Annotated in this window: 23 protein-coding genes and 1 pseudogene; 23 read left to right on the top strand and 1 reads right to left on the bottom strand. The window is 27.2% G+C overall.

What is annotated here, in order from left to right; all coding sequences use genetic code 11:
* The first annotated feature begins 67 nt into the window (after nucleotides 1-67).
* The 16 genes from ACQPVP_RS09515 to ACQPVP_RS09440 all read left to right on the top strand — a co-directional run bounded on the left by ACQPVP_RS09515 (nucleotide 68) and on the right by ACQPVP_RS09440 (nucleotide 13,413).
* A complete protein-coding gene (locus tag ACQPVP_RS09515; RefSeq protein ID WP_430849414.1) occupies nucleotides 68-1,522 on the top strand; it encodes a UDP-N-acetylmuramoyl-L-alanyl-D-glutamate--2,6-diaminopimelate ligase in 1,455 nt (484 codons plus the stop codon).
* Between the two features lie 10 nt (nucleotides 1,523-1,532).
* A complete protein-coding gene (locus tag ACQPVP_RS09510) occupies nucleotides 1,533-2,894 on the top strand; it encodes a UDP-N-acetylmuramoyl-tripeptide--D-alanyl-D-alanine ligase (protein ID WP_430849412.1) in 1,362 nt (453 codons plus the stop codon).
* Between the two features lie 35 nt (nucleotides 2,895-2,929).
* Complete coding sequence (gene mraY, locus ACQPVP_RS09505; RefSeq protein ID WP_430849410.1) at nucleotides 2,930-3,904, top strand: phospho-N-acetylmuramoyl-pentapeptide-transferase; 975 nt, start codon at nucleotides 2,930-2,932, stop codon at nucleotides 3,902-3,904.
* 21 nt (nucleotides 3,905-3,925) lie between these two features.
* Nucleotides 3,926-5,044, top strand: a complete 1,119-nt coding sequence (spoVE, locus tag ACQPVP_RS09500; RefSeq protein ID WP_430849408.1) for a stage V sporulation protein E — start codon at nucleotides 3,926-3,928, stop codon at nucleotides 5,042-5,044.
* Between the two features lie 175 nt (nucleotides 5,045-5,219).
* Nucleotides 5,220-5,969, top strand: coding sequence for a cell division protein FtsQ/DivIB (locus ACQPVP_RS09495; protein WP_430849406.1), 750 nt, complete (start codon nucleotides 5,220-5,222; stop codon nucleotides 5,967-5,969).
* A gap of 17 nt (nucleotides 5,970-5,986) precedes the next feature.
* Nucleotides 5,987-6,703 carry a DUF881 domain-containing protein gene (locus ACQPVP_RS09490; RefSeq protein ID WP_430849404.1) on the top strand — a complete coding sequence of 239 codons (717 nt, stop codon included), beginning with the start codon at nucleotides 5,987-5,989 and terminating at the stop codon, nucleotides 6,701-6,703.
* 15 nt (nucleotides 6,704-6,718) lie between these two features.
* Complete coding sequence (locus tag ACQPVP_RS09485; RefSeq protein ID WP_430849402.1) at nucleotides 6,719-7,069, top strand: small basic family protein; 351 nt, start codon at nucleotides 6,719-6,721, stop codon at nucleotides 7,067-7,069.
* The gene (locus ACQPVP_RS09480; protein ID WP_430849400.1) at nucleotides 7,070-7,807 is read left to right on the top strand and encodes a DUF881 domain-containing protein; all 738 of its coding nucleotides are present in this window, start codon (nucleotides 7,070-7,072) and stop codon (nucleotides 7,805-7,807) included.
* Nucleotides 7,808-7,899: 92 nt separating this feature from the next.
* On the top strand, nucleotides 7,900-8,577 hold the full coding sequence (locus ACQPVP_RS09475) for a YggS family pyridoxal phosphate-dependent enzyme (protein WP_430849398.1): 678 nt from the start codon (nucleotides 7,900-7,902) through the stop codon (nucleotides 8,575-8,577).
* Complete coding sequence (locus tag ACQPVP_RS09470) at nucleotides 8,570-9,019, top strand: cell division protein SepF (protein WP_430849396.1); 450 nt, start codon at nucleotides 8,570-8,572, stop codon at nucleotides 9,017-9,019. The genes ACQPVP_RS09475 and ACQPVP_RS09470 overlap by 8 nt, the downstream gene beginning before the upstream one ends.
* 12 nt (nucleotides 9,020-9,031) lie before the next feature.
* The gene (locus ACQPVP_RS09465) at nucleotides 9,032-9,280 is read left to right on the top strand and encodes a YggT family protein (RefSeq protein WP_430849475.1); all 249 of its coding nucleotides are present in this window, start codon (nucleotides 9,032-9,034) and stop codon (nucleotides 9,278-9,280) included.
* Nucleotides 9,280-10,050: a YlmH/Sll1252 family protein gene (locus ACQPVP_RS09460; RefSeq protein ID WP_430849394.1), complete on the top strand. Its 771-nt coding sequence runs from the start codon at nucleotides 9,280-9,282 to the stop codon at nucleotides 10,048-10,050. Before ACQPVP_RS09465 ends, ACQPVP_RS09460 begins: the two co-directional genes overlap by 1 nt.
* A 17-nt stretch (nucleotides 10,051-10,067) precedes the next feature.
* Complete coding sequence (locus ACQPVP_RS09455; RefSeq protein WP_430849392.1) at nucleotides 10,068-10,667, top strand: DivIVA domain-containing protein; 600 nt, start codon at nucleotides 10,068-10,070, stop codon at nucleotides 10,665-10,667.
* 109 nt (nucleotides 10,668-10,776) lie between these two features.
* Nucleotides 10,777-11,691: an RluA family pseudouridine synthase gene (locus ACQPVP_RS09450; protein WP_430849390.1), complete on the top strand. Its 915-nt coding sequence runs from the start codon at nucleotides 10,777-10,779 to the stop codon at nucleotides 11,689-11,691.
* 12 nt (nucleotides 11,692-11,703) lie between these two features.
* The gene (gene pyrR, locus ACQPVP_RS09445; RefSeq protein ID WP_430849388.1) at nucleotides 11,704-12,243 is read left to right on the top strand and encodes a bifunctional pyr operon transcriptional regulator/uracil phosphoribosyltransferase PyrR; all 540 of its coding nucleotides are present in this window, start codon (nucleotides 11,704-11,706) and stop codon (nucleotides 12,241-12,243) included.
* A 12-nt stretch (nucleotides 12,244-12,255) separates the two neighbouring features.
* Nucleotides 12,256-13,413, top strand: a complete 1,158-nt coding sequence (locus tag ACQPVP_RS09440; RefSeq protein ID WP_430849386.1) for a THUMP domain-containing class I SAM-dependent RNA methyltransferase — start codon at nucleotides 12,256-12,258, stop codon at nucleotides 13,411-13,413.
* 75 nt (nucleotides 13,414-13,488) lie between these two features.
* Here ACQPVP_RS09440 and ACQPVP_RS09435 read toward each other — a convergent pair whose 3' ends face one another.
* A complete protein-coding gene (locus tag ACQPVP_RS09435) occupies nucleotides 13,489-15,240 on the bottom strand; it encodes an Rqc2 family fibronectin-binding protein (RefSeq protein WP_430849384.1) in 1,752 nt (583 codons plus the stop codon).
* 95 nt (nucleotides 15,241-15,335) lie between these two features.
* Between ACQPVP_RS09435 and dapF the strand changes: the two genes are divergently transcribed.
* From dapF to ACQPVP_RS09400, 7 genes and pseudogenes are all read left to right on the top strand, one after another.
* Nucleotides 15,336-16,157, top strand: a complete 822-nt coding sequence (gene dapF / locus ACQPVP_RS09430) for a diaminopimelate epimerase (protein WP_430849382.1) — start codon at nucleotides 15,336-15,338, stop codon at nucleotides 16,155-16,157.
* Nucleotides 16,158-16,168: 11 nt separating this feature from the next.
* Complete coding sequence (locus tag ACQPVP_RS09425) at nucleotides 16,169-17,155, top strand: hypothetical protein (protein WP_430849380.1); 987 nt, start codon at nucleotides 16,169-16,171, stop codon at nucleotides 17,153-17,155.
* 205 nt (nucleotides 17,156-17,360) lie between these two features.
* Entirely contained in the window at nucleotides 17,361-19,706 is a 2,346-nt protein-coding gene (locus ACQPVP_RS09420) for a metallophosphoesterase (protein ID WP_430849378.1), read from the top strand.
* Between the two features lie 321 nt (nucleotides 19,707-20,027).
* Nucleotides 20,028-20,657, top strand: a complete 630-nt coding sequence (locus tag ACQPVP_RS09415) for a hypothetical protein (protein ID WP_430849376.1) — start codon at nucleotides 20,028-20,030, stop codon at nucleotides 20,655-20,657.
* Between the two features lie 71 nt (nucleotides 20,658-20,728).
* Nucleotides 20,729-21,901 carry a YibE/F family protein gene (locus ACQPVP_RS09410; RefSeq protein ID WP_430849374.1) on the top strand — a complete coding sequence of 391 codons (1,173 nt, stop codon included), beginning with the start codon at nucleotides 20,729-20,731 and terminating at the stop codon, nucleotides 21,899-21,901.
* A gap of 188 nt (nucleotides 21,902-22,089) precedes the next feature.
* Nucleotides 22,090-22,767 (top strand): transposase, encoded by a 678-nt coding sequence (locus ACQPVP_RS09405; protein WP_430849372.1) that lies wholly within the window; start codon nucleotides 22,090-22,092, stop codon nucleotides 22,765-22,767.
* Nucleotides 22,743-23,654: pseudogene (locus ACQPVP_RS09400) on the top strand (IS3 family transposase). The gene ACQPVP_RS09405 and the pseudogene ACQPVP_RS09400 overlap by 25 nt, the downstream one beginning before the upstream one ends.
* Nucleotides 23,655-23,719: the final 65 nt, after the last annotated feature.

Genomic DNA, 23,719 nt, shown 5'->3' with positions numbered 1-23,719 from the left:
ACTCACATGCTAAATTTATATACAAAAGACATAGGGATTTCGTTTAGAATATTAAGGAGATGGTGAAATGAAGTTATTAGATTTATTAGATGGAGTAAGCTATGAGGTTTTAAGTGGAAGCTTAGATATTAATGTAAATCATATTCAATATGATAGCAGAAAGATAAAAGAAGGAGATCTTTTTGTGTGTCTTACAGGTTTCGAAGCAGATGGTCACGACTATGCATTTAAAGCTATTGAAGCTGGAGCTAAGGTTGTATTATGTGAAAAAAATATAAATATAGATGTAGAAGGAATAACAGTATTATTAGTAAAAGAGGGAAGAAAAGCTTTAGCAACTATGGCTGCTAATTATTATAATCATCCAGCTAAAAAATTAAAATTAATAGGAGTAACTGGAACTAATGGTAAAACTACAACTGTATATATATTGAAATCGATGCTAGAAAAAGCTGGTAAAAAAGTTGGCTTAGTAGGAACTATAGCTAATTATATTGGAGATAAAAAAGTTAAATCTGAAAGAACTACTCCAGAATCATTAGAGCTTCATAAGTTATTTAAAGATATGGTTGAAGCAAACTGTGAATATTGTGTTATGGAAGTCTCATCTCACTCTCTGTATCTAGATAGAGTTTATGGATGTGAATTTGAAATTGGAATATTTACTAATCTAACTAGAGATCATTTAGATTTCCATAAGTCTTTTGAAAACTATTATAAAGCAAAATTTAAATTATTTGAAATTAGTAAAGCTTGTGTTATAAATATAGATGATGACTATGGTTATAGAATTGTAAGGGATATTGAAAACATAGGGAATAAGGAAATAAAGACATATTCAATAAAGGATGAAAGTGACTTTAAGGCTTCAGATCTTATGTTGAAAGAAGGAGATATACATTTTAGGGTTAATGGAGACAGTTTTAATTCAATTTTACCTGGTGAATACAATGTATATAATGCATTAGGTGCTGTTGGAGCTATGAATATTTTAGGTATAAATAATGATTATATCAAAGAAGGACTTTTAGATGTAGTAGTTCCAGGTAGGTGTGAGAGAATAGGATATAAATATGATATTCCTTATGATATTATAATAGATTTTGCCCATACTCCAGATGGATTAAAGAATATTTTAGAAACAATAAAAGATTATACAAGAAATAGATTAATTGCAGTTTATGGATGTGGTGGAGATAGAGATAAAGTTAAAAGAGCAGAAATAGGAAGGATTGGAACTGAACTTGCTGATTTATCAATAATTACGTCAGATAATCCTAGAGAAGAAGATCCTATGGCAATACTAAAAGAAATAATTTCAGGAACAGATAAAACTAATTATATTGCAATTGAAAATAGATCAGAGGCAATCAAATTAGCATTAAGCATGGCAGAAGAAGGGGATGTTGTAGTATTAGCTGGTAAGGGACATGAAAACTATCAAATAACTCCAGAAGGATATGTTCATTTTGATGAAAGAGAAGTTATAGATGAAGTTTTAGCAAATAAAAGAAAAAATTAGAGGTGTAAGAATGGAACTATCTTTTAAAGAATTATTAAAAGCAATAGATGGTGAAGTTATAGTAGAGGGGAAAAAGACCTTTAATAGGCTTTGCATAGATACAAGAAAAATAGAGATTGGTGATATTTATTTAGCGATAAAAGGTGAAAGATTTAATGGTAATAAATTTTTAAAAGAAGCCTTTTTAAATGGAGCATCTATTGCTATAGTAGATGAAATATTATTTAATTTAGAAGAATTAAAGGGATTAGGTACAGTAATAAAGGTAAATAATTCTGAAAAGGCACTATTAAACCTTGCAAGTTATTACAGAAAAAAACTTGGATTAAAGGTTGTAGGAGTTACAGGTTCTTGTGGTAAAACTTCTACAAAAGATTTGATTGCTGCATTTTTAAGTGAAAAATATAAGGTTTTTAAAACTAAAGGAAATTTTAATAATCAAATTGGATTACCACTAATGATTCTAGAGTTAGATAGCTCTATTGATGTAGCTGTACTAGAAATGGGAATGAGTAATATTGGTGAAATAGATGTACTAGCTAATTGTGCAAGACCTGATATTGCTGTTATAACTAATATTGGGTTATCACATATAGAAAACTTAAAAACTCAAGAAAATATTTTAAAGGCTAAATCTGAAATTTTTAATTATTTTGATGAAAATAATACATTAATTATAAATGGTGAAGATAATTATTTATTAAAAATTAATAATAAATGTTTTGAAATTAAAAGAATTGGCTATAATCATGAATATGATGTTTATGCTTATAATATTATACTAGAGGAGGATAATACTACCTTTTCAGTTAAGGAAAATAATCAGGAATTCACATTTAATATACCTATGGCAGGAAAACATAATGTTTTAAATTCAATGTTAGCTATAGCTGTAGCTAAACAATTAAATGTATCACTTAAAGAAATGAAAAAAGGAATTAAAAATTTAGAAGCTACTTCAATGAGATTAGAAGTAATTAAAAGAGATAAAATTACAATAATTAATGATTGCTACAATGCAAGTCCTGATTCAATGAAATCTTCTATTGATGTATTAAATTCTTATAAAAAAGGGAGAAAAGTGGCTATACTTGGAACTATGAATGAACTTGGTGATGAATCTATAAATGCACATAGTGAGGTTGGCTGTTATGCAAAGAATAAGTTAGATTTGCTGATAGCAATAGGAAAGTATAAAGATTGCTTTAAAAATGGTTATTCTTTAGAGAGTATAAAGACTTTTGAAAGTAAAGATGATTTTATTAGCAATATAAATATACTTATTAAAGAAAATGATGTAATTTTAGTAAAGGCTTCAAGGGGAATGAAGTTTGAGGAAATAGTAAATTCATTAGAAGAGCTGGAAATATAACAAAGGAGGTGAACTGCCTAATTTAGGCAGGAATAATGGGGGATAAGTTAGTAGACATTATAACGTCAAAAATAGTAATAGGATTAGTATTATCTTTTATAATTTCAGTTATATTAGGACCAATAATAATACCTATGCTGACTAAATTAAAGTTTGGTCAAAATATTAGAAAAGAAGGGCCTCAAAGCCATCTTAAAAAAGCTGGAACGCCAACTATTGGTGGATTAATTTTTGTAATATCTACATTAATAGTTATGGTGGCAATGAGATTTAATCCTAGTGATGAGGCAATGATTGCACTATATTCATTATTGGCTTTTGGATTCATTGGATTTTTAGATGATATATTAAAGATATTAAAGAAAGATAATGAAGGATTAAAAGCATGGCAAAAAATGTTGCTATTAATAATTTTTTCTACTGCAATAGCAGTTTATGGTTATGTGAATTTAGGAACTAGTTTAAGAATACCATTTATAGAAACGAGAATACCTTTAGGAATATTATATATACCATTTGTTATAGTATATTATGCAGGTGCAACAAATGCAGTTAATTTAACTGATGGATTAGATGGATTAGCTTCTACTGTTAGTATTTTAGTTTTAACTTTCTTTGGTGTTGTATCATTTACAATGGGGCACGAATCGTTAGCAGTGTTTTCCTTTGTTTTAGCAGGAGGATTATTAGGATTCCTAAAATTCAACGCATATCCAGCAAAGGTATTTATGGGTGACACAGGTTCCTTAGCAATAGGTGGTGCAATAGCGACAATTGCTTTAATTTTAGAACTACCATTAATATTATTTATAGTTGGTGGTATATATGTTCTTGAGACTATATCAGTAATTTTACAAGTTGCATCTTATAAGCTTACAGGAAAAAGGTTATTCAAGATGGCACCAATTCACCATCATTTTGAGCAAGTTGGATGGAGTGAAATTAAAATAGTAACAATTTTTGCAATAATAACTGTAGTGTTATGCTTTATAGGATTTGTAGCCCTTTAATCATTGATTGGAGGAGTTTTTATGAGAGCAGTAAAGCAAAAGGTTAAAATGGGAGAAATCGACTATGGTATTTTTTATGCTGTTATAATTTTACTTGCAATAGGAGTAATTATGATATATTCAGCTAGTTCATATTATGCTATGTTTAAAGAGGGAGATAGCATGGTATATTTGAAAAAACAATTAATTTGGGCTATTACTGGATTAGTTGTAATGAGTTTTATGGCTAGTTTTGATTATCACAAAATAAGAAAAATTACTCCGCATATTTTAATTATAACTATACCTTTATTAATTGCAGTATTTTTCTTTCCGGCAGTAAATGGAGCAAAAAGATGGATACAACTAGGACCATTATCTTTTCAACCATCTGAGTTAACTAAGTATGCTGTAGTAATGTTTTTAGCAATGAGTTTAGATGCCAAGGGAGATGGTGTTAAAAAATTTTGGACTGGAATAGTCCCTTATTTAGGTGTATCTGGTTTTTTTGCGGCAATGATTTTAGCAGAAAAAAATTTAAGTATAGCTGCAATAATAATGATAGTTACTTTTATTTTACTTTTTGTTGCAGGAGGAAGATTTCAAGATTTGTTTGGAAAAGTAGCCCCTGTTTTGCTTGTAGCGGTAATGTTCTTTATATTTGGAGAAGATTATAGAAGAGCAAGAATGCTTAATTTTTTAAATCCATGGCAAGATCCAGCTGGAGATGGATATCAATTAATACAATCTTTTTATGCTTTAGGTGCTGGTGGTGTAACGGGACTTGGTCTTGGTCAGTCTAGACAAAAAACATTATATATGCCAGAACCACATAATGACTTTATATTTTCAATAATTGGAGAAGAACTTGGATTGATTGGTTGTTTATTTATAGTATCTTTATTTGTATTTTTTGTATGGAGAGGAATAAAGGTTGCAATTAAAGCAAAGGATAGCTATGGGACTTTATTAGCTATAGGGATTACATCTATAATTGCAGTTCAAGCAATTATAAATATTGCTGTTGTAACAGGTTCTATGCCGGTTACTGGGGTGCCTATGCCATTTATAAGTTATGGTGGTACATCACTAGTTATTAATATGATGGCTATGGGAATTCTTTTAAACATATCAAGACAGATACAAGGAAAAGAGTTATAATATTAAAAAAAGAGTGATTTTATTTTTAAACTCACTCTTTTAATTTTATGTGTAAAACTATTAAAAAAGTATTAATTTATTATAAAACTTTAAATTTAGTAAAAATTTATAATGAAAAAACATCCAAAAAGTGATACTATTATAATTAATAATGTTATGTAAAAGTGGGAGAGAAATGAATACTAAGGTTAATAAATTTGTAAGAAAAAAAAAGAAAAAGAAAATAGTAAAGAGAATAATTTTAGGCTTTTTTGTATTTATAATAGGAATTGTAATTTTTATATATAAGGCGCCTCTTTTTAATTTGAAAAAAATAAATATTAATGGATTAGTAACTATTACAAATGAAAGTTTACAAGAAAAATTAAAATATAATATTGGAAAGAATATATTTACTATAGACTATAGTAAAATAGAAAAAGATTTAAAAGAAAATCCATATATAAATGAAGTAAAAATAAGAAAAAAGGGTATTAATCAAATAAGTATAGATATAGTAGAAAATAATATAGCATATTATTTTGAAAGTAATGGTAAGATAAAATCTATTAATAATGATGGAGTTATAGTAGAGGAAGTTGATAGCTTAGAAGGAAGAAATTTAACTAAGTTAACAGGCCTAGATTTAACAGAAAAAGGAGTAGGAGATAAGATAACTGAAGATAAAAAGCTACCAGAAGTGTTAGGAACTTTTTATAAAATGATAGAAGTTATGCCTGAGGAATTTTATTTTTCAGAAATTAATATTTTTGATTTAAATGATATTGTGTGTTATATAGGAGATGTAGAGGTGATACTTGGAGATAGTTCTGACTTAATTGACAAAGTAAATATTGCATTAAACCTTATAGAGCAAGGAATAATTAGTAAAGGGTATATTGATATGAGTTTTAATGGAGCACCTGTTATTAAGCAAAGTGAATAGAAAGGGGGAATTTTTATATGAAAAAAGTAACTTCACAAATTTTTGTGGCTATTGTTTGTGCATTTTTAGGATTTTTATTAGCCCATCAGTTTAAATTGCTTAATGAAAAAGATAAAATGAATGTAGCAACTCAGAGTTTAGACATAATGGCTGAAATAGATGCATTAAAGAAAGAAAAAGAAGAACTTACAAAAGAAAATAGTTCTTTATCCCAAGAGTTAAAGCAATTAGAAGAAGCGGCAGCTCAAGAGGGGGATTTAGAAGCTGAAATAAAAAAGCAGTTAGATAATGCTAGAATGAATTTAGGCTTAGTTGATGTAAAGGGACCAGGAATAATAATAACAATTACTCCAAAGTCAAATATATTTAGTTCTAATACTAGTACATCTAGGAGTATAAGTGAAGATGAAATAGTTCATGTAGTTAATTCATTAAGATATATAAAGGCTGAAGCAATTTCAGTCAATGATTTTAGGTTAACACCTCAAAGTGGCATTAAAAACTCAGGAGATTGGATTTGGATAGGAACTTCTGGACAAATAGACCCTAAAGAAAAGATTGTTATTAAAGCAATAGGTGATAAGCAGGCATTAAGCGTAGCTGCTAATTTTCAAGGGGTTTTAAATTATGGTGCATTGCAAAACTATTATTGTGAAGTAAAAGAAAGCGATGAAATAATAATTAATAAAACAAATCAATCTTTAAAGAATGAGTATATAAAACCAGTAAATTAGTAAGGGGGAATTAATATGATAGCATTTATAGGACTTTTATTAGGTGTGCTTTTAGGTTTATTATTAGACGTTAACATTCCAGAAACATTATCTCCTTACATGTCTGTTGCAATACTTGCTTGCTTAGACTCAGTTTTTGGGGCTGTAAGAGCTTCTTTGTCTAAGAATTTTAAGGCTGATATTTTTATTTCAGGATTTTTTGGTAATGCAATTTTAGCAGCGGCTCTTGCTTATTTAGGAGATAAGCTAGGAATACCGATATATATTGCTGCAGTTATCGTATTTGGAGGAAGAATATTTGATAACTTTGCTGTTATTAGAAGATTAATAATTGAAAGGTTGAAATCTCGTAAAAGAGGTGAATAAATGAAAATTATTAAAGGAAAAATATTTGTATTAGCAGCATCAATTTTTACAGGATTCCTTATTGTTAATAGCATAGATTTAAATGGAGTTGTCAATAGTATTTCATCTTTAAATGCCGTAGATTATAAAAAAGCTGTTGAAGAGCGTAATCAGCTTTATAAAGATATAGAAAATATAAAAAGTGAAAATATAGATTTTAGATATAAAATAAGTAAATATGATGGAAATGACCCTGAAAAAAGTAAAAAGCTTGTTGAAGATATGAAAAATCAACTTGTTGATTATGGAGCTTTAAGTGGAATAACTACTATTAAAGGGCCTGGATTGATTATAAAGATGCAGGATGGTGATTACAATCTTGATTTAGATACAGAAATTCAAGTTCTTAGAAAGACTATACATGATAATGATCTTGCTCAAGTTTTAAATGCAATAACAAATGCTGGAGCTCAAGCCGTTGCAATAAATGATCATAGAATGCTTCCAAATTCAGCAGTTAAATGTTACTGGGCATTTATTGGTTTTGAAGATGAAACTACTACATTTGCACCTTTCTATATTTATGTAATAGGAAATCCAGAAGAAATTAAGACTGCTTTGTTATCTGAAAATAGTATAATAGAAAAATTACTTCTTAGAGAAATAAAAATTGAGATTGAAGAAAAAGATGAAATAATAATACCAGCAACAAATCAAAATACTGAGGCTAAGTATATGGAAAGATATGATGGAAAATAAATTTTGATAAAAATTTATAAAGTATGAAGGAATTTAAGTTTTTTTGAAGAATACTTAAATTATGTAAATACGCTTCTTTAGGAGGAAATACATTGAGTATAGAGGAAAACTTAAATAATATTAAAAAAAATATATCAAATAATGCTACACTAGTTGCAGTATCAAAAACTAAACCTATAGAAGATATAAAAACCGCTTATGATATGGAGCAAAGAGACTTTGGAGAAAATAAAGTCCAGGAACTTATAGAGAAGGAAGAGATGCTCCCTAAAGATATAAGATGGCATTTTATAGGGAATTTACAAACGAATAAGGTTAAATATTTAGTAAATAAAGTTTATTTAATACATTCTTTGTCTAGTATAAAGTTATTAAAAAAAATTGAAGATGAATTTTCTAAACAAAATTCTACAGCAAATCTTTTAATTCAAATTAATATTGGAAGAGAAGAATCGAAGAGTGGGATTTATGAAGAAGATTTATCAGAAATGATAAATGAAGTTGAAAAATGTAGTAGTTGTAAGGTATCAGGTCTTATGGCTATCATACCAAAAGGAAACGATGAAGAAAATAGATTTTATTTTAAAAAAATGAAAAGTATATTTGATGATTTAAATAAAAAATCATATAAAAATATAAATATGAAAATTCTATCCATGGGAATGACCCATGATTATAAAATAGCTCTAGAAGAAGGCTCTAATTTGATACGAGTTGGAGAAGGAATTTTTGGCAAAAGAAATATAGTGGGAGGAATGACAAATGGGTAATATGTTTGGAAAATTTAAAGAGATAATTGGGCTTGGAGAATATGAAGATGAATTTGATGATTTAGAAGAAACTGAAGTTGAAGAAGAGGTTCAAGAGGAAATAGAACCAATTATATCAAAGCAAAAAGGAAATAAGGTGGTTAATATTCATACTGCGTCTACTGCAAAGGTAATGGTAACTAAACCTTTAAATTATGATGATGCTAGAGAAATTGCAGATGCTATAAAAGCAAGAAAAATAGTGTTAGTAAATGCTACAACTTTAGAAACAAAAACGGCACAAAGATTAGTGGACTTTATTAGTGGTTCTTGTTATGTATTAGGTGCAACTTTACAAGAAATTGAACAAAGAGTTTATTTATTATCGCCATCAAATGTAGAAGTAACAAATGAATTGAAAAATGAATTAAGTTCAAAAGCATTATTTAACTGGAATAAGTAGGAGGAGATTTAAATCGAAATAGTTTTTGAAGCAATAAGATTATTAACTATAGCTCTTGAGATAACTATTTTATTAGAAGTTATAATATCAATGGTTCCTTCTATGAAGGAAAATAATATATATAATATAATTGCATCATTTAATTATCCTGTATTATTACCTTTTAGGATTTTACAAGATAAAGTATTTAAAAATAATTTAATAGATTTTTCACCTTTATTTGCAATAATGATATTATCTTATATTAGGATGTTATTTTAATGTTAAGCAAAGAAGTAATTATTAAAAGTTTTGTTGAAGATGATGCAAAAGAAGCAATAAAAATATATGAAAATTATAAACTTGCCTATGATAAAGACATAACTATTTTTAGTAATAGCTTTTGTCCACCTAATATATGGAATTTTTTTAGCAACTATTGCAAAAGTAATGATTTTTTTGTGGATACAAATGGAATTTTTGAGGAAGCTGAAAGGCGAATGATATCATTTAATAATACTTATAATATAGATTATCCAATTTGTGTACTAGAGATTAAAAATAAGTCAAACTTTTCAAATTTAGAACATAAGGATTATTTAGGAGCTATTTTATCATTAGGAATTGAAAGAAATAAGCTTGGAGATATTGTAGTAAAAGGAGATAAGGCATATTTACCTATTGTTGAAGAAATTAGTGAATATGTTCAATTAAATTTGCCTCATATTGGAAAATCTCCTGTGGAAATAAATATTGTATACAATATAGTAGATATACCTTCTGTAGATTTTGAGGAAATTTTAATTAGTGTTTCTTCATTAAGAGTAGATGGGATTGTTGCTAAAATTGTTAATATATCAAGAGCAAAATCAATTGAAATAATAGAAAGTGGAAAAGTATTAGTAGATTATGTTAAGGTAAAAGATAAAAGTCAGGAGGTCGTGTTAGGATCTAGGTTAACTATTAGAGGCAATGGAAAATATATAATTGGGAAGATTATTGGGGAAACTAGAAGTGGGAGACAGAGAATTTTAATAAAAAAATATATATAATGCGTAGAGGTGATTTTATGAAGCTTACTCCAATGGATATAAGCAACAAGGAATTTAGAAAGGTATTTAGGGGATATGATAGCGAAGAGGTTGATGAATTTATAAATGAAATTATAGATAACTATGAAGAACTTTATAAAGAAAATTCAAGGTTAAAAGAAAATTTATCAAGAGCAAATGAAAAACTAGAACATTATGTTAAGATTGAAAACACTATACAAAATACTCTTTTATTAGCTCAAAATGCAGCTGAACAGGCGAGAGCAACATCACAAAAAGAGTCAGAGATAATTTTAAAGAATGCTAATGAATCAGCAAAGAGGATAATTGATAAGGCACATAATGATGTTATAGCAATAAATGATGAATATGAAAAAGTTAAGCAGGAATTTGTAAAATTTAGAGCTAAGTTTAGAAATTTCATGAATGCTCAAACAGAAACTTTTGATGAATTAGAAAAAGATCTAACTAAGAATTATAATATTTCAGAACCTATAGAAAAGTTGATTGCAGAAAAAAAAATTGAAGTATCTGATAAAAATTTAGAATCTACTGACGATGTTTATACTGAAGATATGGATGAAATAAAAAGCTTTTTTGCTCAAGAAGAAGAATAAAATCCGTTTAAGACGGATTTTTTATTTTTATATAGGTATATCTATTGAGTGTGAAGATTCAATATATTATAATGTGTAAAGAATTATAAAAAAAGTGGAGATTTAATTAATGGATAAATTATTTTTTAAAGTAACTAATGAAAATGATATAGGTACAAGAATAGATAAATACTTATCAAATAATATAGAAGGCAAATCAAGGTCCTTTATTCAAGGGCTAATAGACTCGAAGTCTGTATTAGTAAATGAAAAAGAAGTTAAAAGTAATTTTAAGTTAAGAGAAAATGATCAAATTATCGTAAATATGCCAGAACCTATAGAGTTAGATGTAAAGCCAGAAAATATTGATTTAAATATAGTTTATGAAGATAAGGATATAATAGTATTAAATAAGCCTCAAGGTATAGTAGTACATCCTGCTCCAGGTAATTATTCAGGAACTTTAGTAAATGGATTACTATATCATTGTAAGGATTTATCTGGTATAAATGGAGTTATAAGACCTGGTATAGTTCATAGAATAGATAAGGATACTTCAGGAGTTTTAGTTATTGCTAAAAACGATGAGTCACATAATATATTAGCTGAGCAATTTAAGGAGCATAGCATCAAAAGAGAATATTATGCATTGGTAGAAGGAAGATTTAATAGGTTAGAAGGAACTATTGATAAACCTATTGGTAGAAATAAAAAAGATAGATTAAAGATGGCTATTGTAGATGACGGTAAAAGGGCAGTTACTCATTATAATGTATTGGAGCAATATAATAATGGTACTTCTCTAGTTAAGTGTACATTAGAAACAGGAAGAACTCATCAAATTAGAGTACATATGGCATCTATAGGGCATCCATTAGTAGGGGACCCGTTATATGGTTTAAAAAAACAAAGATTTAAGTTAGAAGGTCAAGTATTACATGCAAAGACTCTAGGATTTATACATCCAACTAAAAAAGAGTATATTGAATTTGATTCGGAATTGCCTAAATATTATTTAGATTTATTAGAATATTTAAGGAGTTAGAGGTGGAGTGACATGAAGTTAAAAGCAAATTTGTTAGATGATAAGGCTATATATAGAACTTTAATTAGAATATCTCATGAGATAATTGAAAAAAATAAAGGAATTGATGATGTTGTATTAGTAGGAATAAAGAGAAGGGGATATCCAATAGCTGAAAGAATAGCTAAAAATATAGAAAATATTGAGGGAGTAAAGGTACCGGTAGGATCAGTAGATATTACTTTATATAGAGATGATATAAGTGAAATTAAAGATACACCAAAAGTAAATAACTCTAATTTAGGTGTTGAAATAATAGGTAAAAAAGTAATACTAGTTGATGATGTGTTATATACATGTAGAACAGTAAGAGCAGCAATAGATGCAATAATGGATTCTGGTAGACCTGATCAAATACAATTAGCGGTATTAATAGATAGAGGGCATAAAGAACTTCCTATAAGAGCAGATTATGTAGGGAAAAATATTCCTACCTCTAAAAATGAAATTATAGCTGTAGAAATTGAAGAGATAGATGGAAAAGACTCTGTTAAAATTTACGAAGGAAAATAAAGGAGAAAAAATATGGAATATAATTTAATTGCAACTACTACCTTTGGATTAGAAGGAATTACTGCAAAAGAATTAAAGGCTTTAGGATATGAGGATTTAAGAACTGAAAATGGTAAGGTTCATTTCAAGGGAGATGAAATGGATATAGCAATAGCTAATATTCATTTAAGAACAGCTGATAGAATTTTAATAAATATGGGAGAGTTTGAAGCTAGAAGCTTTGAAGAATTATTTCAAGGTACTAAAAGCATAAAGTGGAGTGATTTAATTCCTGTAGATGGGATTATGCATGTTAATGGTAAGTCTGTAAAGTCTACTTTACATAGTGTTCCAGATTGTCAGTCAATAGTTAAAAAAGCAATAGTTGATAGTATGAGCAATTCTTATGGAATAACTCAATTTTCTGAAGATGGACCATTATATAAAATTGAAGTGTCAATACTTAAAGATTTAGTTACTTTAACTATTGATACATCAGGACCAGGACTTCACAAAAGAGGATATAGGGAAGAAGCAGGGGCAGCACCATTGAAAGAAACTTTAGCAGCAGCTATGGTTCTTATTTCAAGATGGAAAGAAGATTTCACTTTAGTTGATCCTTTTTGTGGCTCTGGAACTATTTTGATAGAAGCTGCAATGATTATGCAAAATATTGCTCCAGGAATGTGTAGATCATTTACTTGTGAAACATGGCCAACGATGGATGAGGATATTTTTGAGCAAGTTAGAGAAGGTGCTGAAAGGGCAATAAAACATAGAGATATAAAGCTTTTAGGATATGATATAGATGGTAGAATACTAAAGGTTGCTAGAAGTAACGCAGAAAAAGCTGGTGTATCTAAATATATAGAATTCCATAGAAGAGATTTTAAAGATTTTTCTAGTGGGGAGAAATATGGATTTATTATATCTAATCCACCATATGGTGAAAGATTAGGGGAAAAGAAGGAAGTTGAAGAATTATATAAGATTTTTGGAGGATTTAAGAAGAAGTTCTTTAATTGGGATTATAATATATTAACTTCTTATGAAAAATTTGAAACCCCTTTTGGTATAAAATCTAGCAAGAATAGAAAACTTTATAATGGTAAGTTAAAGTGTTATTATTATCAATATTTTGATAATGAATTAATAAAGAATCCAGGAGACATGGTTGTAAATCATATATAATTACCTAAATAATAAAAAAGTTAAGATGATTATTTATTCATCTTAACTTTTTTTGTATTATGGAAACATAAAAAATTAACTTTTTATAATTTTATTATTTTCAAATTTAAAATTACTATATTCACTAGGTTCAGTATATATAGAGTAATTTGTATGATAAATTACCATTCCAGGTTTTGCACCATTTGGTTTTTTTATATTCTTAACTAATGTATAATCTACTGGAACTTTAGTAGAATTTTTAGCCTTACTATAATAAGATGCGAGTATAGCTGCTTCCTCTATAGAAGTATCTGATGGATTATCACTACAAAGAATTACATGAGAGCCAGGTATATTTTTTGTGTGAAGCCACAGATGATTTTTATTAGCAAATTTTAATGTTAAATAATCATTTTGAATATTATTTTTACCTATATAAATATCAATTCCATCAGAAGAAATAATATGAATTGGTTTAGAAGATTTATCTTTTTTATTCTTTTTAGAATTCCCCTTGAATTTCAGATAATTTGTTTCTATTAATTCTTTCTTTATATCATCAATTTCTATATAACTTTCGCAGTTTAAAATATTTGTTAAAACTGAATTTAAGTATTCCAGTTCTGATTTATTTCTTTCAAGTTGTTCTAATGCAGATTCTGCTGATTTTTTTAATTTATTATATTTTTTATAAAAACTTTGTATATTTTCAGATGGAGTTTTATTTTCATCTAATTTTATGGTTATATATTCTTCTTCTTTTTCGTTATAGAAGTTTAATAAAGTTATCTCTTTTTGACCTTTTTTAATCATATAAATATAAGAAGTTAATAAGTCTCCATATATTTTATATTTATATTTTTCTCTACATTCTTCTAAAATATTATTTAATTTTTTATCTTTATTATTGCACCTATCTATATTATTTGAAATTAACTTTTGTAAGTCTGTGCTTCTACTTAATAATCTGTCTTGTTTGTCTTTAATAGTAAAAAACTCATCTAACAAAGTATTTGGATCATTAAAATTTATTGATGAATAAATATTATTAAAAGCATTTAATTCAATGCAATGAAAATCTTTAAATACTTCATTTTCCTTATAAATTTTGTAAGAAAAATTTTGCTCTAAGTTTTTTATAAATTTTTTAAAGAAATTAAAAATAAAATCTTTATTTATGGTATTATTATCTTGTAAGCAATTTATATATAGGTTTTTAGATAAAGATTTTCCAATACCAGTGAAAATATTAGTAAATAAATATTCATTTATATTTATTTCAGTACTATCTAAATACTTATTAAATTCATCTTTAGAAAAATCAAATGGATTTAATTTTTTAGAGCTTGGAGGGTATACATAATTTATGCCTGGATATAAAATTCTATAGGTATTTATATCTGAAGATATATGTTTAATGCATTCCATAATTTTATTATCTCTTTCTCTAACTAGAGTAATATTGCTATGTCTACCCATTATTTCAACTATTAATACATATTTACTGTCAAAACCTAGTTCATCAGTAGATTCAATATGTAATTGAATTACTCTATCACCATTTAATTGAGTAATATTGGTTATTTTTCCGCCAATTAAATACTTTCTCATTACCATAGTAAACATTGGTGCTTGAAGTGGGTTTGGTTTACTTATATTGGTTAAATGGATTCTAGGGAATTTTGAAGAGGCTGATATTAATAATTTAATATTTTCCCTACCCTTTCTAAGTGTTAAAATTATTTCATCTTTTTCTGGTTGATTGATTTTATCTATTTTACAATTTAATATTGATTTTTTGAAATCATGTACTAAACTATATAGGTAGATACCATCTAATGCCATAAGTATCATCCTTTCTTTGGTAATAACATAAGGATAGTATAACATTTAATAGATAATTTTATCAATGGCAATGTAAAGTTAAAAGGAGGGGTTTTATGAATTTTATTAAAATGGAAGGCTTAGGTAATGATTTTATAATAATTGAAGATTATAATAATAAAATAATTGAAAATGAGATAGAATTGGCAAAAAAAGTTTGTCATAGAAGATTTGCTATTGGAGCTGATGGCTTAGTTATTATAAGAAAATCCAATATTGCAGATGCCAAAATGATAATTATAAATAGTGATGGATCTAGGGCAAATATGTGTGGAAATGCAATTAGATGTTTTGCTAAATATTTATATGAAGTAAAGCATATAAATAAAGAGGAAATTATTATCGAAACAGGTGATGGAGTTAAAAAGGTTAAGGTAATACTTCATAATAATTATGTGAATTTAGTAAGAGTAAATATGGGAAAAGGAAGTTTTTCTGGAGAAGATTTATTACTAAGAGATAAAAATACATTAATAGATGAAGAAATTATTATAAATAATAAAGCCTACAAATTAACTAGTCTTTTAATGGGCGTTCCACATACTATATTAATTAATAATAAAGGTGAATATTCTATTGAAGATGGAAAGATAATAGAAAAGTATGAGTTGTTTACTAAAGGTACAAATGTAAATTTGGTAAAAAAAGTTGATGATAATACTATAGAAGTAAGTACATGGGAAAGAGGGGCAGGAGCTACTTTAGCATGTGGAACAGGATGTTGTGCATCTGTAGTTGCTTTAAATAAACTTGGTATGTGTTCAAATATAGTTAATGTTATAACTCCAGGTGGATCTTTAGTTGTAGAAATTTTAAATGAGGAAGTTTATATGATTGGGGAAGCAAATTTTATTTGTAAAGGTGAATTATTAATTTAAAGAGGTAAAAAATGATTAAAAAAAGGAGAAAAAGAGTTTTCCTTAGTAGTTTAATTTTGTTGTATAGTATTAGTCTTTTTGGTTGTAGTAATGATGAAGAAGAAATTAAAAAAGTTAAAATAGATAATGGTGCAATAGCAATAGAGAATTCAGGTAATTATAGTATTTATAATTTAGCTGATGAAAAATATGAGAAAGTAGAAACTGATTATATAATTACTTCATATGATTCAAAAAGTGAGAATTTCATTTATAATGAAGATGGAAAATTTAAAGTAAATTACTTAGGAAAAGAAAAAGACATAGAGAATTCAAAAAATATTACAGCACCTAAATTATCTATAGGTGGAGATTATTTATCATATTTTGTAAGGGAAGATTATTTAAATCTTAAAATTAAAAATTTAAGAGATGATAAAGATATTGATTTTAAAAGTAATGTAGCCATATCAGGAGAATTAATAGATTGGCTAAATGAAGATACTTTAGTTTATTATGGAATAGATGATAGTAGAAATAATGGTATATTTATATATAATATATCTGAAAATAAGGAGAAATTGCTATATAAATTAGATTTAGGATATGTTGAATACTTAAAGGTAATCGATGATGGAATAGTATTTGTGCAAGAAAAAGAAGAAAAACAAAGAACATTAAAATTTATAGATGAAAATGCTAATATTACTGAATCAATTGATAATATTATAGATATAAGTGATGTAGAAGTAAGTAAAGACGGTATTTATATTTTAGGCAGAATAGAAAATAATAATTACTCCCTTTATAAATATAATAATGGTTCAGTAAAAAGACTAGTTTATGATTTTCCTAAAATAATAAATTTAGAAAAGGGACTATCTAAGGATAGTAGTGGAAATATATTATTTATTGGAGGAGATGATACTAGAATAGAAAAATTATATAAATGTGAAGATGGAACAATTAGCACTTTAGATGTAGAGACAGGAACATATAATTTTATAGACTATAGTTAGGGATATTTATAATTAATTTATAAATATCCTTTTTTGATATATTAGAAATGGGAAATATAAGATTCCTATTTATTAAGTTAATACTAGATGTTAATATAAGTAAAATTTACCGAAGTATAACATTTATTTAATATAAATATAACAAAGATATATTAATATTTACTTTGTCAAGGTTGATAATAAAATAAATAAATGGGGGATGTTTATGATTAGAAGAAATAAAATTATAACTTTATCAATAGCTATGATAATAGCTATGTCAAGTGGAATGATTGAAGCAGGTGCATCAAAATTAACAGTGAATAATGAAGTAGCTACTGAAAATTCAGGGAAAGAAATTAAAACATATGATTTATCAGTTAGTGAAGAGGAATACTCAAAACCAAAGCAAGTAAATGTTCATATGGGAGATGATCCATCAACTCAAGTTAACATTACTTATACAACAATAAATTCTGGATTAGAAACTAAGATTGTATTAAAAAAAGTTGGAGATAATAAAGAAATAACTGTACTAGGCGAAAATTCAATAGGTAATGCAAATAAATATTTTCATAAAATAGCTGTAAATAATTTAGAGCCTAGCACACAATATGAATATAAAGTAGGGACAGGGGAAGATACATTTAGTGGTAAATTTAAGACAGCTCCAGCAGTTGGAAACAAAGATGGTATTAAATTTGCTTATATTGCAGATACACAAGTATCAAATGCTACAAATGCTAAGGCATTAGGTGCTACATTAGAAGAAGTAAATAATATTAAAGATTTAGATTTTATTTATCTCGCGGGTGATATAACAGATACATCTGCAAATGAAACTCAATGGGAATTGTTATTTAATAATGATGGAGCTTTTCCAACAGGTGGACAAGACATGTTTGGAAATAACTTAGTTACTGTAGTACAAGGTAATCATGATAATAATTCTTTAACTAGACATATTAATTCACCAGCCGAATCGGGAAATGTAGTATACTCATATGATTACGGTCCAGTAACATTCGTAATGCTAAATTTAGAAACTGCGAGATATGATGCTGATGCAAGATTAGCTCAAAAGGAACATTTAACAGAAGTAGTAAGTGAAGCAAAGTCAAGAGGACAATGGATATTTGTTGGTTTTCATAAATCAATATATACGGGGGCATCTCATATAACTGATTCAGATGTAATAGAAGCGAGAAAATATTGGTCTCCAGTACTTACAGCTTTAGATGTTGACGTAGTAATGCAAGGTCATGACCATGTCTATTCAAGGGGATTTGTTGATGAAAATGGATATAAGGCAAAAATAACAACAAATGATGATGGTACTGTAGTTGATCCAGAAAATGTGCCACTATATATGGTTGGAGGTCATGCTGGGGGATTAAAGTGGTATTCTAAAAAGAATTACACAGTAGGAAATGGCGATTTACTTGCACCAGGATATTCATTCTTAGATGTTAATTCAACTGATACCGGTAGTGATGTTAAAAAAGAACAAGTAATTGTTGAAATGGAAGTTTCAGAGAAAGAATTTACATTAAACACGTATATGTTTAAATATGATACAGATACAGATAGTATAACAACTAATAAATATTTATATGATACATTAACTGTAGTCAGAGATTTAAATGAAAGTCCTTTTACAGCTAGTATGCCAAATATTGATAATATAGAAGGTAAAGCAGGCATAGAATTTAGGATTCCAGTTACGGTTAATGAGTTGCCAACTGATTCGATAATAAGAGCTTCAGAAATGACATTTGATATTCCAGATGATTTAGAAGTTAAAAATGTTGAGTTGAATAATAAGATAATTAAAGCAAATAATTGGGATTACAATGTTGATGAAGGTAAATTGCGTATTGCTCTTGCAAATCTAGACGATGAACCTATTTTTGTTAATAACACATCAGGTGATAAGAATATTGTTACATTAACAGTTGGATTAAAGGAAGATAAGGCTAAAGAAGATAGTACTTCAATTAAGATGTCAGGATTAGTTTTAAGATGTGAAAATGATTTAGATATAGAATACGATACTAAAAATGCAAAGAGTAATATTACTTTCGTAGATAAAGAAGTAGCTCAAGTAAGTATAAGAGAACTATATGTATCAGATGGAATTGATGTAATACCTGAAAATATGAAAGCTGTTGCAGCAGAGTTTACATTAGTAGAGAATACAACAAATGTTAACTTTGGAGATAGTAAATTTTACTATAGCCCAGAATTTACAGAAAAAACAGGAAAAATAACTTATGTGGCATTAGTACCAGAAGAAACTAGTTTGAATAATTTATCTGATATAAAAAACTATACGTTAATAGAATCAAATAAGCAATCAGAATCAGTAGCATTTGCTGATATAAATAATGATGGAATAGATGCACAAGATGCATTAGTAGCAGTTAGTTCTTGGCTAAGAAAAAGAAATTTAGATAATAAAGAAATGATAACTGTTAATGTAAATGCTGATGGAAGAATTAATACAAGAGATGCTATAGACATAGTTGATAATTATGTATCAGCTAAAGAGTTCACAGTTTTATCAAAATAATATAGTTATTAAAGTATTACAAAGTGATTTGTATATCAATTTGTAATACTTTTCTTAATGTATAGACTAGTTATAAAAATTTTACCCTAGAAATAACCTTTTATAATTTCCTTCCTTTAGATCTTAAGGGATTCTATTAATTTTATAATGACTTGAAGTGAATTCGATAGAATAATGGGAATTATATAGAAATACTTTTTATTTATTCATGTTAAGTTTTTATTACATATATTTAACAGAATGATGAAAGAAAGATATGGTAATTCAATGTATTATATGTATATAATTTGAAATTATATTAAAGGGGAGAAGGATGAGTTTATGAAGCTAAAAATAAATAAAAAACTATGGGCAATTGGTGGAGGCTTGGTATTAGCTTTAATATTATCAATAATTATTTTAAATAATATAACAACACCTACATTAGAATTAAAAGTTTCTAATGAAAATATTTCAGCTAATTATGAAGATGAGATTATAATACCAGCAATATTAAGTAATTTACCTGATAATGAATATCCTGCGGCAAGTGTATCAATAAAGTTTGATAATAATAAACTAGAGTTTGTTGGTATTTCTATTGGAACAATGGAAACATATAACGATTATGATCTAGAAAGAGATACAGAAATTTCTTATAAGATTCCAAAATGGAGTTATAATGAAGAAGCTGCAAATCAAGAAGGAGAAATAAGGGCTATATATTTAGATACAACAGCTGGTAAAAATGCATATGTTAAGAGTGGATTTGAGAAAAAAAAGAAAGATATATTATTTAAAGTGATTTTTAAACTTAAAGATTCAGTTATTCCAAGCGATAAACTAGCTATTAAAATTGAAGAGGCTGTTTTTGCAACTGTTAATGGTGATAGTGATAAAACTACTTTATCTACAAAAAATAATTATGGGAAGCTAAATGTTAAAGATGGATTTATAAAAATAAATGGCTAGTTTAGAGTTAATGATACTTATATATAAGAAATATTTATTATATATAAATAAGAATAAAGAGGGAGTTACTTATGTCTAAATTTAAAAAAATAAATTTTAAAATTAATAAGGAACGTATAATTTGGAGTGTATTTATGTTAGCACTTTTTGTAGCTATAGTTATTTTTAATAAAACATTAAATTATAATAAACCAGGTGATAGACCGGTAGGTATTGAATATGCAAAAGCAGAAGTTATAAGTATAGTCTCGGAAGAACTAGAACCAGATCCAGATTTCCCTTATATTAATATAGGTAAACAACAGCTAGAACTTAAGATTATAACGGGAGAAGAGAAAGATAAAATAATTTCCATAAATAACTTTATTGGTAGAGTTGATAATAAGCCAGCAAAAGTTGGGACAAAGTTTATAATTTCTAGCTATGATAATTTTATTACAACTGTTATTGTGAATTATAGCAGAGAATTAGGTATTTATGCACTAGTATTAATATTTATTTTTGTTGTAATATTTATTGGAAAATTAAAAGGAATGAAAGCATTATTTTCTTTAGCAGTCACCATGATATGTGTAATATTTTTGTTTATTCCTTTGATAATAATGGGTGTTAATCCAATAGTAGCTTCAATAATTATTGTAATATTATCAACAGGCATTACTATGTTATCACTTAATGGATTTAGTAAGAAAACAATAGTCGCATGTTTGAGCTGTATTTTATGTACTGCTATTGCAGGAATATTAGCTTATTTATTTGGTGTTATGACTAATATATCTAGTTTTAATACTTATGATGCAGAAGATTTGCTTTTTGTTGCACAAAAGACATCCTTAAAAGTAAAAGATTTACTTTTTTCAGGAATAATAATTGCTTCATTAGGAGCAATTATGGATACTACTATGTCTATTACTTCATCTATATTTGAAATGTATGAGGTAAATAATAAATTAACTAGTTCACAGCTATTTACTTCTGGAATGAATATTGGGAAAGATGTAATGGGGACTATGACTAATACATTAATATTAGCTTTTACAGGAAGTAGTATTAATATAGTTGTTATTTATTTTATGTATAATCTTCCTTATATACAACTAATAAATATTGATAGTATAGTAATTGAAATAATTCAGGGGATATCAGGTGGGATAGCACTTGTTTTATCTATACCAATAGCAGCTTTTGCTTCTTCAAAACTAGCAGTAAAACATACAATTAATGAATCTGTGTTAAGTGATTAATTTTAAATTTAGAATGCAACAATTTTTTAGATAATGCACATGATTATAGAAAGTTATATGAATTAGAATATTGAGATAAAAAGTACTATTACTTTATTATGAAAAAAAGGTGGATTAAAATTTGATATGCTCCCATTATAGTAGACAGTTAAAATAATAAAACTGTTCTATAATGGGAGGATTTTTTTATGTCAAGAAAATCAAAAGTATCAACCGAGATAAAAGTCCAAGCTGTTGAAGATTATTTAAGAGGTATAAAAAGTTTATCTGAAATAAGTAATGAACTAAATATCTACAAAAGTGCTGTTTCAGCTTGGGTCCGTAAATATAAAACCTTTGGGAAAGAAGGTTTATTAAACAAAGGATATAATACATCCTATTCTGCTCAAGTTAAAACTCAAGTCGTTATTGATTATCTTGATGGTAAAGGATCATTAGATGATATTTGTATTAAGTATAAGATAAGTGCTATTGGTATTCTCCAGCAATGGATTAAGAAGTATAGTGGTCATAAGATATTTAAATCTCATTCAACTAAAGGAGATAAACTTATGACTAAGGGAAGAAAAACAACTTATGAAGAAAGAATTGAAATAGTGTCATTTTGCATTGCTAACGCTCACGATTATAATTTAACTGCTAATAAATTTAATGTTTCATATCAACAAGTTTATACTTGGGTAAAAAAATACAATAAGGATGGATATAACGCGCTAGTCGATAGACGCGGTAAAAATAAAGTCTTTGAAGAATTAAGTGAATCAGAAAAATTCTCTGCACAATTAAAACTTTTAGAAGCAGAAAATAGACGTTTAAAAATGGAGAATGATTTCTTAAAAAAATTAGAAGAGATAGAAAGGAGGTAGATAAATACACTATTTCATCAACAAATAAGTATATTGCAATTAAAGAATTACATGAATTAGGGTATTCAATATCTGAACTATGTAAATGTGCTGAAGTTGGGCGTGCTTCTTATTATAAGTGGTTAAATCGTTCCGCAACTGAAAGAGATAAAGAAAATAAAGTTATTTTAGATGAAATTATTAAATTATACTCAGAAGTTAAAGGGATTTATGGCTATCGCCGTATAACGTTAAATATAAATAGAATACTAAATTCAAATTATAATCATAAGCGTATATATAGGCTTATGAAATCTGTAAAACTTACTGCTGTTATTAGGAGAAGAAAGAAAAGATATATTCAAAGTACTCCACAAATTACAGCTGAAAATATATTAAATAGAGAGTTTGTAGCTGATAATCCAAATGAAAAATGGCTAACAGATGTTACTGAATTTAAGCTAACTAACGGAAGCAAAGCTTATTTAAGTGCAATACTAGATCTCGGAGATAATAGTATTATTTCTTATGTATTAGGTAAGTCTAACAATAATAAATTAGTTTTTGATACCTTAGATAAAGCTGTTGAAGCGAATCCGACCGCAACGCCACTATTCCATAGTGATCGCGGATTCCAATATACATGTAAAACATTCAAGATTAAACTAAATAAAATTAATGCAGTGCAAAGTATGTCTAGGGTAGGTAGATGTATTGATAATGGACCAATGGAGGCTTTTTGGGGTACTTTAAAATCAGAAATGTACTATCTAAGAAAGTTTTCAACCTTTGAAGAACTTGAACAAGCTATTGATTAATATATGAAATTTTATAATACAAAAAGATTGCAAAAGAAACTAAAATGTATGGCTCCTATTGAATATAGAAGCCACACCTTAGTAGCATAATTTTATATTATTTACCCTGTCTACTTGACAGGGGGCGGTTCAATTAATCCATCTTTTTTTATTTG

This window comes from Clostridium nigeriense, from assembly GCF_050585265.1.
GTDB lineage: Bacteria > Bacillota > Clostridia > Clostridiales > Clostridiaceae > Clostridium > Clostridium nigeriense_B.
The sequence above is the reverse complement of the archived record's forward strand: the minus strand, read 5'-3'. Positions and strand labels throughout refer to the sequence as shown.

What these genes read in the sequence shown, in the direction of transcription:
- ACQPVP_RS09480 (WP_430849400.1), top strand. Translation starts at nt 7,070, where the DNA reads ATGAAAATTATTAAAGGAAAAATATTTGTATTAGCAGCATCAATTTTT.
- mraY (WP_430849410.1), top strand. Translation starts at nt 2,930, where the DNA reads ATGGGGGATAAGTTAGTAGACATTATAACGTCAAAAATAGTAATAGGA.
- ACQPVP_RS09510 (WP_430849412.1), top strand. Translation starts at nt 1,533, where the DNA reads ATGGAACTATCTTTTAAAGAATTATTAAAAGCAATAGATGGTGAAGTT.
- ACQPVP_RS09425 (WP_430849380.1), top strand. Translation starts at nt 16,169, where the DNA reads ATGATTAAAAAAAGGAGAAAAAGAGTTTTCCTTAGTAGTTTAATTTTG.
- ACQPVP_RS09485 (WP_430849402.1), top strand. Translation starts at nt 6,719, where the DNA reads ATGATAGCATTTATAGGACTTTTATTAGGTGTGCTTTTAGGTTTATTA.
- ACQPVP_RS09420 (WP_430849378.1), top strand. Translation starts at nt 17,361, where the DNA reads ATGATTAGAAGAAATAAAATTATAACTTTATCAATAGCTATGATAATA.
- ACQPVP_RS09495 (WP_430849406.1), top strand. Translation starts at nt 5,220, where the DNA reads ATGAATACTAAGGTTAATAAATTTGTAAGAAAAAAAAAGAAAAAGAAA.
- ACQPVP_RS09450 (WP_430849390.1), top strand. Translation starts at nt 10,777, where the DNA reads ATGGATAAATTATTTTTTAAAGTAACTAATGAAAATGATATAGGTACA.
- ACQPVP_RS09410 (WP_430849374.1), top strand. Translation starts at nt 20,729, where the DNA reads ATGTCTAAATTTAAAAAAATAAATTTTAAAATTAATAAGGAACGTATA.
- dapF (WP_430849382.1), top strand. Translation starts at nt 15,336, where the DNA reads ATGAATTTTATTAAAATGGAAGGCTTAGGTAATGATTTTATAATAATT.
- ACQPVP_RS09455 (WP_430849392.1), top strand. Translation starts at nt 10,068, where the DNA reads ATGAAGCTTACTCCAATGGATATAAGCAACAAGGAATTTAGAAAGGTA.
- ACQPVP_RS09490 (WP_430849404.1), top strand. Translation starts at nt 5,987, where the DNA reads ATGAAAAAAGTAACTTCACAAATTTTTGTGGCTATTGTTTGTGCATTT.
- ACQPVP_RS09460 (WP_430849394.1), top strand. Translation starts at nt 9,280, where the DNA reads ATGTTAAGCAAAGAAGTAATTATTAAAAGTTTTGTTGAAGATGATGCA.
- ACQPVP_RS09440 (WP_430849386.1), top strand. Translation starts at nt 12,256, where the DNA reads ATGGAATATAATTTAATTGCAACTACTACCTTTGGATTAGAAGGAATT.
- ACQPVP_RS09435 (WP_430849384.1), bottom strand. Translation starts at nt 15,240, where the DNA reads ATGGCATTAGATGGTATCTACCTATATAGTTTAGTACATGATTTCAAA.
- ACQPVP_RS09515 (WP_430849414.1), top strand. Translation starts at nt 68, where the DNA reads ATGAAGTTATTAGATTTATTAGATGGAGTAAGCTATGAGGTTTTAAGT.
- ACQPVP_RS09405 (WP_430849372.1), top strand. Translation starts at nt 22,090, where the DNA reads ATGTCAAGAAAATCAAAAGTATCAACCGAGATAAAAGTCCAAGCTGTT.
- spoVE (WP_430849408.1), top strand. Translation starts at nt 3,926, where the DNA reads ATGAGAGCAGTAAAGCAAAAGGTTAAAATGGGAGAAATCGACTATGGT.
- pyrR (WP_430849388.1), top strand. Translation starts at nt 11,704, where the DNA reads ATGAAGTTAAAAGCAAATTTGTTAGATGATAAGGCTATATATAGAACT.
- ACQPVP_RS09470 (WP_430849396.1), top strand. Translation starts at nt 8,570, where the DNA reads ATGGGTAATATGTTTGGAAAATTTAAAGAGATAATTGGGCTTGGAGAA.
- ACQPVP_RS09415 (WP_430849376.1), top strand. Translation starts at nt 20,028, where the DNA reads ATGAAGCTAAAAATAAATAAAAAACTATGGGCAATTGGTGGAGGCTTG.